Origin of the sequence: Treponema sp. UBA785, from assembly GCF_002297065.1 — a bacterium.
In the GTDB taxonomy this organism is placed as follows: domain Bacteria; phylum Spirochaetota; class Spirochaetia; order Treponematales; family Treponemataceae; genus Treponema_D.
Genome location: NZ_DBJD01000042.1, coordinates 1 through 9,784, shown reverse-complemented (window position 1 = coordinate 9,784; position 9,784 = coordinate 1). Strand labels below are relative to the sequence as shown.

The 9,784-nt window shown below is 37.4% G+C and carries 7 protein-coding genes and 1 tRNA gene; 7 read left to right on the top strand and 1 reads right to left on the bottom strand.

The window, feature by feature from the left end:
• From B2X33_RS03370 to B2X33_RS03340, 7 genes are all read left to right on the top strand, one after another.
• A partial coding sequence (locus B2X33_RS03370) for a PLP-dependent transferase (protein WP_296667649.1) occupies positions 1-621 on the top strand: 621 nt, incomplete at its 5' end.
• 86 nt (positions 622-707) lie between these two features.
• Positions 708-1,403: a PrsW family glutamic-type intramembrane protease gene (locus tag B2X33_RS03365; protein WP_296667647.1), complete on the top strand. Its 696-nt coding sequence runs from the start codon at positions 708-710 to the stop codon at positions 1,401-1,403.
• Between the two features lie 21 nt (positions 1,404-1,424).
• Positions 1,425-1,497: transfer RNA gene (locus B2X33_RS03360), tRNA-Met, on the top strand.
• A gap of 278 nt (positions 1,498-1,775) precedes the next feature.
• A complete protein-coding gene (locus B2X33_RS03355; protein ID WP_296667645.1) occupies positions 1,776-5,735 on the top strand; it encodes a fibronectin type III domain-containing protein in 3,960 nt (1,319 codons plus the stop codon).
• On the top strand, positions 5,732-7,996 hold the full coding sequence (locus B2X33_RS03350; RefSeq protein ID WP_296667644.1) for a fibronectin type III domain-containing protein: 2,265 nt from the start codon (positions 5,732-5,734) through the stop codon (positions 7,994-7,996). The genes B2X33_RS03355 and B2X33_RS03350 overlap by 4 nt, the downstream gene beginning before the upstream one ends.
• A 4-nt stretch (positions 7,997-8,000) precedes the next feature.
• Positions 8,001-8,402 carry a hypothetical protein gene (locus tag B2X33_RS03345; RefSeq protein WP_296667643.1) on the top strand — a complete coding sequence of 134 codons (402 nt, stop codon included), beginning with the start codon at positions 8,001-8,003 and terminating at the stop codon, positions 8,400-8,402.
• 10 nt (positions 8,403-8,412) lie between these two features.
• Positions 8,413-9,120, top strand: a complete 708-nt coding sequence (locus tag B2X33_RS03340; protein ID WP_296667640.1) for a hypothetical protein — start codon at positions 8,413-8,415, stop codon at positions 9,118-9,120.
• A 10-nt stretch (positions 9,121-9,130) separates the two neighbouring features.
• Here B2X33_RS03340 and arfB read toward each other — a convergent pair whose 3' ends face one another.
• On the bottom strand, positions 9,131-9,544 hold the full coding sequence (gene arfB, locus B2X33_RS03335) for an alternative ribosome rescue aminoacyl-tRNA hydrolase ArfB (protein ID WP_296019287.1): 414 nt from the start codon (positions 9,542-9,544) through the stop codon (positions 9,131-9,133).
• Positions 9,545-9,784: the final 240 nt, after the last annotated feature.

Genomic DNA, 9,784 nt, shown 5'->3' with positions numbered 1-9,784 from the left:
GATCACGGCCAATTTGACTGGATGGCGCATGCAGATAAATTCCCAGGATTGTGCACTCCAGATGAAAGCTATCATGGAATTACTTATGCTGAAAGATTTGGAAACGCCGGAGCTTTTATTACAAAGGCAACAGCCCAGTTGATGCGCGATTTTGGAATGGTTCAGGCGCCGGTAAATGCTTATATGCTTAATCTTGGACTTGAGTCGTTGCCAGTTCGAATCGAGAGGCACTGCTCAAATGCCCAAAAAGTTGCCGAATTCTTGGAAAAGAATGAAAAAATTGCATGGGTAAATTACCCAGGGCTTCCAGGAAATAAATATTATGAGCGCGCAAAAAAATATATGCCAAAAGGAACTTGCGGAGTAATCAGCTTTGGAGTAAAAGGCGGCCGTAAAAATGCAGAAAAATTTATGGCAGGATTAAAACTCGGAATGATTGCAACCCATGTTGCCGACGCAAGAACTTGTTGTTTGCATCCTGCAAGTTCAACTCACAGACAGATGAGCGAAGAAGAATTGAACGCTGCCGGAGTTCCATCTGATTTGGTAAGGCTTTCTGTCGGTCTTGAAAATGCAGACGATTTGATTGCGGATATTTCGGAAGCATTAAAATCTGTATAAAAAACAGGTTCAAACCCTTTGTTTCAGCGTTTTGAAAATTTAGTTTTTACGTTGAAATATCGGAATAAAAATATTATTCTGCTTATATGAACATTTTTGCACTTTTTGCCTTGAGTTTTCTCCCCTTGGTTGCGGTCTTTTTTCTGTTTGTGATTTTAGTTCCGGGGCAAAAAAAAGTTCGGTTTGAAATTTTAGCCTGTATTCTTGGGCTTCTTGCTATTGTTCCGACATCATTTGTTCAGCATTTTATTTTGAATTTGCCGATTTTTACAGCGAGCACAGTTGTAAACCTTCTTGTTACGGCGATAGTTTTTAATGGCCTTATAGAAGAGTCTGTAAAAATGTTTTTTTTGTCGTTTTTGCCTTTTAAAAAACTGAATCTTTCATTTTATTTTTGCTGTGCTCTTCTTGCAGGAATGGCTTTGGGCAGCTTTGAATCCATAATTTACGTTATAAAAAAAATCAGCGGTGCCGCCGAGCCTCTTGGAACTCAGACTGTGCTGAATTTGTTAATTGCAAGGGCTTTTACAAGCGTGCTAATTCATACATTTTGCGCAGGATTGAGCGGGCTTTATCTGTGGATGTTCAAGAAAAAACAGACACATGTACTGCCTTTTGTTTGGGCCGTACTTTTGCACGGTGTTTACAATTTTTTTGCTGGTTTTTCAAACAATTTTTATTGGTTTGCCGTCATAGCAATTCTTTTTGCAATATTAGAATGTAGAATTTGGTACAAATACAACAATTTAAGCGATACAGGGGTTGACATAAAACACCATTGAATATAAACTATCTGAACACGACGCGGGGTAGAGCAGTTGGCAGCTCGTCGGGCTCATAACCCGGAGGCCGCAGGTTCGAGTCCTGCCCCCGCTATAACAGACCACTCAGAAATGAGTGGTTTTTTGTTTTTAAAATAGAGTTATATGAAAGCAAATAGATAGATAAAAATAATGTTGTTCTTGTATCTTGTTTTGTCAACCTCTTAAAAATTAAGGGTTATAGCTACTTTTTTTTGCAGGCATGTGCTTTTTGTCTTACGTGAATTTTTTCGTGTAATTTTATATAATTTGACAATGAATAAAGGAAATTCTTTTAACAATTTTTTTTTAGTTGTGTTTTCTTTGTTTTTGTTTTCTTGCAGCGATAGTTTATTGGATTCTCCTAAAAGCGAGGGGGGAGGTAACGATTCGGCAAATGTTGCGGATTCTATCGATTCGCCAGCTAATTTGACGGCCACGAACGGCGGTTTTAAGGCTATTGATTTAGGATGGAAGGCTGTAAGGGGCGCTAAAAGTTATCTGATTTTTGCTTCGGATTCGCCTTTTGATGAATATGGGCAGATTTGGGAAACTAGAGAAACTTCTTATTCGGTTTCTGTTCCAGCGGGAAAATCTCAATTCTATAAAGTTAAAGCTAAAAATTATAGAAATGTTCTTTCTTCTTTTAGCAATGTGGTTTCTGGTTCAAGTTTGGCAAGCCCTGTTATAACCGCGATTGAACAGAATGATGAAGGAAATTCTGCGACTGTAAACTGGTGGATGGAAAATTGCAATGATTCAACTTACGCAAATTTGATTCGCTATACGGTAAAAGTTTATTCAGCTGACGGCTCAACTGTCTTAAAGGAAGTTTCTGTGGCTGGAAACGAAACTCAGGTAACAATAGAAGGTTTAGAGCCAAAGACAAAATATTTTTTTTCGGTAGAAGCCTATATCATTTCTGCGCAGACAAATGTTGAATCCAGCGGCATGGTTGATTCAGAAACTGCAAGAAAACTGATTCCCGAAGCGCCTGCTAATCTCGAAATCGGGCAGGGAGTTTCTGCTGAAAAAATTTGCCTTAGCTGGAATTGTCCTCAATATGTTGATGTTAGTGCAGGAAACGGAATTTTTGAACAAAAACCGGTTTATTTTAAAATTTACAGAAAAAAGACAGATTCAACTGAGGATTATGTCGAAATTGTTCATTATATTGGCTCTGTTTTGCAAGGAGACAGTTCAAAAAATATCTTTAATTTTAACTGTCTTACACAAACTTGCAGCGACGAAAGGCTTAGAGTTGAAAAATCAACCGAAGAAGGAGCTGTTGCTTATGGAGATTACAAATATGTCGGCAAATCTAAAATTTTTTGGACAGACAAGACTGAACTTGAGCGCGGAGTTCAATATTCATATAAAGTTCAGGCTTTTGTTGACGATGTAAAAAAATCAATTAGTTCTGACAAATGTGCAGCAGAAGAAAATGGCTGGCTTATTTCGGTTCCGGTGCTGAGCGTAAAGGACAGCTACGAAATTGACGATTCCGGCTCAAAATACTCAAAAATAGTTTTTGGCTTTAACGGCGAATTTGAAACTTTCGGAAAAGACTATTCGTATATTTTGGTAGAAACAAAAACTGACTTTTCGGGCGAAAATTCTGTAGAAACGCAGTTTGAATTTGAAAATTTTGAAGATTTTCTTAAAATTGAGCGTAGTTTCGAAAATCCGAAGGAGCAAAGCGGATATTACAGCTACAAAATTTTTATTGCTCCAACAAAAAATAAAAATCCGGAAAGCGCATATACCTGGGCGAATGTTCCAGGAAAATTTGTTGTGACAGATGATTCAATGCTGGTTCCAAAAATTACAACTTTTGAAGTGGCGGACGGTTTTTCTGACAGATTTGAAATTCAGTTCAATTATATAGAAGAATATGAATATTATCTTTGCTGGATTCCTGTTGTGGATGGAGTTGAGCAGGAACAGCAGTATCTTTTGCTTCAAAAAGACGGCCTTAGCATAAGCGATGCAGAAAATGGCGAAAAAATTGCAAAATTTACTCACGAAGCGCCTGCCGGCGAAAAAAGAACCTATATTCTCGAAGTAGAAAATAACAAAATAACTGCGAACAGAGTCTGTCAAAATGTTTCTGAGACTCTCGGTAAAGCAAAACTTTCTAATAAAGAAAAATTCTATGAAAAAATTCAGGTAGAATGGCAAAAAGTTCAAAAGGCCGATGAATATTTTGTAGAAGCGTTTTTTACCGAAAATCCGGAGAATAAAATTTCTGTCATGGAAGATTCAATTTTGAGCGAAGACGGAAAAACTTTTATTTGTACGATAAACGAACCTTCTGGCTGGAATGATGCGGAAATTTCTGGACAATCTGTCACCGTAAAAGTCATTTCAAAAAACACTGGAACAGGAAATTCAACTGAAAGCACGATTGAAACTTCGACGATGGGACCTGCTCTTGTTAAATTGAATGCCGGAAAAGCGGACAGAGATTCAATGAGCGTAAGCTGGAAAAAAATTGACGGTGCTAAAGGTTATGTCGTAGGACGAGGAAAATGTTCAGACGGCTTGAGCGGACTTGTGGAAGCTGCGGATTCGTACTTTGTAAGTGCCGACGGAACAACTGTAAACATTGAAGGTTCTTTGGTTGAAAAAGAGCGTGTTGAAGTAACTTTTGAAAACGGAATTTTTACTTTGACGGACAAATACGTTGATACGGCCGAAAACGAAACTAATCAGATTGCCTACAAAAAAAATCAGTCAGAAATTGTCTGGGGATTGGAATACAAATATTCGGTAATTCCTGTTTTGGCGGAAGATGATTTTGTTTTTGAGGCTGAAAATTCAAAAATTAGGCTTACAAAACAGTCAAAAGTTTTATACGAAAATCTTGATTTTGTAAGCAACGGAACAACTGGTTATGGACTTGATTTAAAAGCTGACAAGGCCACAGACAGCGAAAAAATCGAAGTTACATGGAAACAGCCTTTTGGCTGCAAGTCAAAAACGCCATCGCTTTATATTCGCGAAAGCAAAAATTCTGACGGTTCCTGGAAATACTATGATAAAGAAAACCTTGAAAGATCTGACAAAGACCTTTATCAAACTCAGATTGTTCCGGAAAATTCTTTAGAAGCATACGATTTTCTTGTTGTTTACGAAAGCGCAAATTCAGAAATTTCGGCAATCCCAGTTTCTTTTGAAAAAAAGCTAAAAGAAACAATGGCGGAAGAAAGTCCTTTGGAGCAGCAGAATAAAGGATATACTCTTTCGTTAGATAAAATTTATGCGTATATTTCGGATTCGGGCTATGCCGAACAAATTAAATGGAAGACTTACGATTTTGACAAGCGAAAACTTGGGCCTGATTATTACGAGCTTCAAATTTTTAATTCGGACAAAGCCTGCGGCTGGACTACAATCGGAAAAATTGATGTTGATGTAGCCAACAAAGATTTTGGAAACAAAATTGATATTTCCGCATACGAAGATTCTGCTAAAGTCAAACGTGTTAACTCAGGAACGGCTTTAGTCGAAATTGAACCGGTTTTTGACCTGCAAGACGGACAAAATGTTGGCTCTGGCGGAACTAATACTTCTGGAATGTTAAAAGTTTTGCGAAATTTTAAGCATTATTACCGGCTTGTCGCATATAGAAAAATTAGCGAAGAAAAGACCGTAACTGCAGCTGTCGGAAGCGATTTTTCAGTTTATGGATACAGAAATATTACGGACGAAGAATTTGCAAAGAGCGTTTCCCTTGTTCTTGCGGATGCAATATTTCAGTGTGGAATTAGCTCTGGTGGAGAAAATTCTATTTCTGGAAATCTTGGAAAATTTACAATCGGTCATACCAGTGCAACTAAAACTGTATATTGGGGAACAGACGGAGCAGATTATCAGCACGTTTTTCAAGGCGGAAGCCCTTCTTCTGCAAATCCATTTGCAAGCTGTTTTATATTGAATTTTAAGGAAGTTGAACAAAGGTCAGCAGTTGACGGAAAAACACTTTATCATCTTCCGGAAACGGAAATTACTGTAACAACGGAAAAATTTGACGGCGACAAGACATACCCAGATTCTTATTCTGGCAAATTTTCTATTTCTGTCGGAGATGCAGGTTATAAAGGTTGGACACCAGTAAGTGACGGAGTAAAAACTTCATGGATTTTAACAATCAAAAAAGATGGCAAAGTCGTAAAAAGCATTGCCGAAGAAAATAAAGAAAAATTTCTTGAATGGTTCCCTTACGATATTGGAACAAGCCACGGCTCAGAAGAAAAGACATTCAACAGCGCAATTCCGATTTATCAAAGTCCGTGGTGGGAGAGCAAATGAGAGAAAAATTCTTTATTCTAAAAAAAGTCTCGCTGGTTTTTGGTATTTTAACTGTTTTTTGTTTTTTTTCGTGTTCGGCATGGTTTCAGGACAAGGTTTCTATGCAGACGGACGGAAATTTTGTCAATCTTGGCGAACTTTTTAAAACCGAAACAAAAATCGAAAGCCTTGATTCTCCTGCGCAGGTTTTTGCAAGTCAAGGATTGTATTCGGATTCAATTAAACTTTCCTGGACAGAAGTCGAAAACGCTACGAGTTACAGAATTGAGCGCGCGGTTGTAAAAACTGCCGATCCGAGCGGAAAGTGGAATATTCCTGACGAATCCGAATTCAATTCTCTTGAAATTTACAGTGTAAATAATTCTTATACTGATGTGATTTTAAAAGAGCAGATTGAAGAAGAGGAATATTTTTATCACTATTTTTATAAAATTTATGCAGAAAATAAGGAAAAAGGTCTTATAAGCGAAGGCACAGACAACGTTTTATCGCAGACCCGCGCAGAAGGCTGGCTTTTTGCTCCTCCATTAAATCTGAATGCTTCAAAAGGAAAATCAACCTCAAAAATCAAATTGAGCTGGGATTCGGTAAGCGGCGCTTCAAGATACAAAATTTACCGTGGCGAAAACGAAAACAACGTCAGTTTTATAAAAACCGTCTATGGAAATTTAACATCGTTTGATGATTCAATTTCTTCAAAAGACCAGGGAACTGAATTTTATTACAAAGTTACAGCGGTAAATTCTTTGGGAATTGAATCCTCTTTTAGTAAATCGAACATGGGATATTCTTTGGTAGAAGGTGCTCCGGCTGTTAGCGAAAAAGTTGAAGTTTCCGACGGTTTTGGAACAAGCCTTTCAGAATTGAAAATAAAATGGAAAGAAGTTGAAAAAACTTCGGAAACTGCGGTTATAAGATACAATTTGTACAGAACAAGTTCAAAAGATTCGGTTTATAAAAAAATCGGTTCAAATTTGACGGCGACTTCTTATACAGACAAAAGCGTTTCTTCAGGTTTGGTTTATTATTATTTTGTGCAGACAGTTTGTCTTGACGAAGGGCTGGAAATAAAAAGCGCCTTTACAGAAAATTCAAATGAAAATTTTGGATTTTTGCTCAGTGCTCCTGCAGAAGTTGAAGTTGATGACGGCTCTAGTTCTGAAAAAGTTATTCTCGTTTGGTCAAAGGCAATTGGCTCTCAGTACAAAAATTTTACTTACAAAATTTATGTGAGCAGCAGTCAGGAAGATTTGTATTCTGAACTTATGAGCGGAATAGAAGGAATTGAAAACAAAAATGGTTATCTTGAGTACGAAATTGACAAATATCCGTATTTTAAAATTTCGACCGAAAATTCCGAAAGGCTTGAAAGTTTGCAGAGTTTTGCCGCCTCTCCAATGCCGGCTGCGCCTCAAAATGTAACGGCTTCAAAGACAAGTTTTATGAATTCGGACTTAGTTCCAAATTCAAACAATATTTATCCTGTAAAAATAACTTGGGAAAAACCGTCTCAAGACGAGCCTGCCGGTTATTACGTTTATCGTTCGGCAAAAACTGGCAGCGGTTTTAGAAAGTTGAATGAAAATCCCGTAACAGAGACAGAATTTATTGACGACAGCAGCGAAAGTCTTACAAAGGTTGGAGTTCCGTATTTTTATAAGGTTGTTTCGATAAATTCGCTTGGACAGGGAAAAAAGGGCAATAATCCACAGACTGAATACGACGATGCGGTTTTAGCGGGAGGGGACGCATTCAAAAATATAAAATGCCTTGGTTATGGAGCATTGACGCGCGATCAATGGTTTAGAGAATACAACAAAACCTGTATGAGCAGCCAGAAAAAACTTACTTTAATGCACAAACCAAACGATACGGACAAACTCGGAAGCGAAAGCGTAGAAGGAACAATTTCTGGAACTCTCAAATATACAGCAAAAATTGCGGGGCTTGGCGCGGAAATAAAAATGCCTTACACAAATTACGCAGATTTCTGGATAAACGACAATGAACAGCTTGGAGTTTATTTCTGTTTTGAAAGCGGAAGTACGGATACAACTTCGAATATGAGCGGAAACGGAAAAATGTCCGGAACAGTAAAATGCAGCGGAATGTATCCTGGCGAAGCTTATTACGGAAATTTGGAAATTAAGAGCGGTGCTGCTGGCGGCGGAACTTACGGAGTTAAAACCTTTGATTTGGAAGGAAACGAAATTCTTCCATCGGGAACAGTCGACTGGCTGGTAGGCGAAGAAGGAAGATAAAACTTTGAGAACAGATATTTTTTTTACGGTGAATGTTAATATGCTAAACACAGGAATGAAAAATATAAAAAAAACACTTGAATGTCTTATTTTTGCAGAATTGGTTTTTCTTTTTGCAAGTTGTTATGTGCCATCTCCGTTATACGGAACCTGGGCGGACAACAACGGAAACAAAATTTCTTTTGTTTCTGACGGAACCTTTGTTGCTACGATAATTGATTCAAATACAGAAGAAAAAACTGTAACTCAGGGCGATTATACGGTAGTTGACAACGTAATTTGCTTTTCGACGACAGACGGAGTTTCGATAAATACAGAATGGGATATTCGCGGTTCAATGCTGTACATAACTTGGACAAAAGGCGGAGTTACAAACGTAATGACACTTTACCATATATCAAAATAAGGCGGACAAAATGAAAAAATTCGCGTTTGCCTTTATATTGATTTTTAGTGCGTGCAGTTTATTTTCTCAAACAAGTGCGGAAAACGAAATAACTGAAAGCGAAACGAATGAAAATTCTTTAGCCGAAGAAAGCAAAAAAGAAAAAGTTGAAAAAACTCTTTTAGATGAAGAATTTTATTTTTCGTTTGACAATGGATTTGCACTTTTAAACGTACACAGAATTCAAAAAGAAAGCAAAAATGGCAATTTTGTCTGGCAAGATTCCTTGGCAGGATTATATTTTACGGCAAAAACAAAAAATTTATCATTATGCAATTTAAAGTTCAGAATGGAAGGGCTTTATCCGTTTTTGCATCAGTTTAATGGAATGAAGCAATTTGCCAAGCAGACGATTTTGTATGGATTTGATTTCTTTTTAGGACCGTATGAAGAATGGAGACCGTTTAAATATTTAACATTCAATTTTGCGCCTGGACTACATTATATGTACCAGTTGAGCGATGAATATCACTTAAATTATTTAGGAATTGCCTTGAACGCAGGAGTAGAATTTCCAGTTTTTGAGCGCTGGACATTTTTGCTTGACGGAACATTCAGCTGGGATAACGCAAATTTGGGCACAAACAAAGATATTCAGCCCTTCGACTATAGCTGGCAATGGCAGACAACCCTTGGCATAAGATATTCAAGAAAGCATTTGAACGGCTTGAACAGATAGGGCAATATTTTTATTGCCAAATTTTGCCGCGGATTTTTTTGATTTCGGAACGGATTTTTTTGAGCTTTAATTTGCGCTCTTTGCTGGCTTTTGTAGGCTTAGTTTTTATTCGTTTCTTTTGAATTGCAAGAGCTTGAATTATCCGGTTTTCTATTCGGCTCAGTGCAATTTGCCGGTTTCGTTCCTGATAGCGTTCTTCATCAACATCTAGAAAAAGACAAAAATCTTTATTGATTATGGAAGAGAGTTTGCTTTTAAGGCGATTTTGTTCGCTTTCGTTTATTCCTTCGAGCAATTTCAATGGCAAAACTAGATGAACTTTAGTATTCACCTTATTAACATTTTGCCCGCCTTTTCCACCGCTACGAGAAAATGAAAATTGAGAATTATTTATTATAGAATTGTGAAGATCAGCCCTGTTCATTTTTATAACTACTTTAGAACATTATAAAGAAAGTCTAAGAAATTGCAATTTGGCAATATTTGCGCATTGTTGGAAAAAGAATATGATCGTGGTTAAGGCATAAAAAAACAACGCACATAGGAATGGAATCAACCCTGTATGCGTTGATATAACAAACTTTTATAAGAACTAGATTTTCTTGTTCTTGAAGTAGTCTAGCTGCCGTTTTCCGGAGCCTGCAAATTTTTTCGCGTTGGAAGC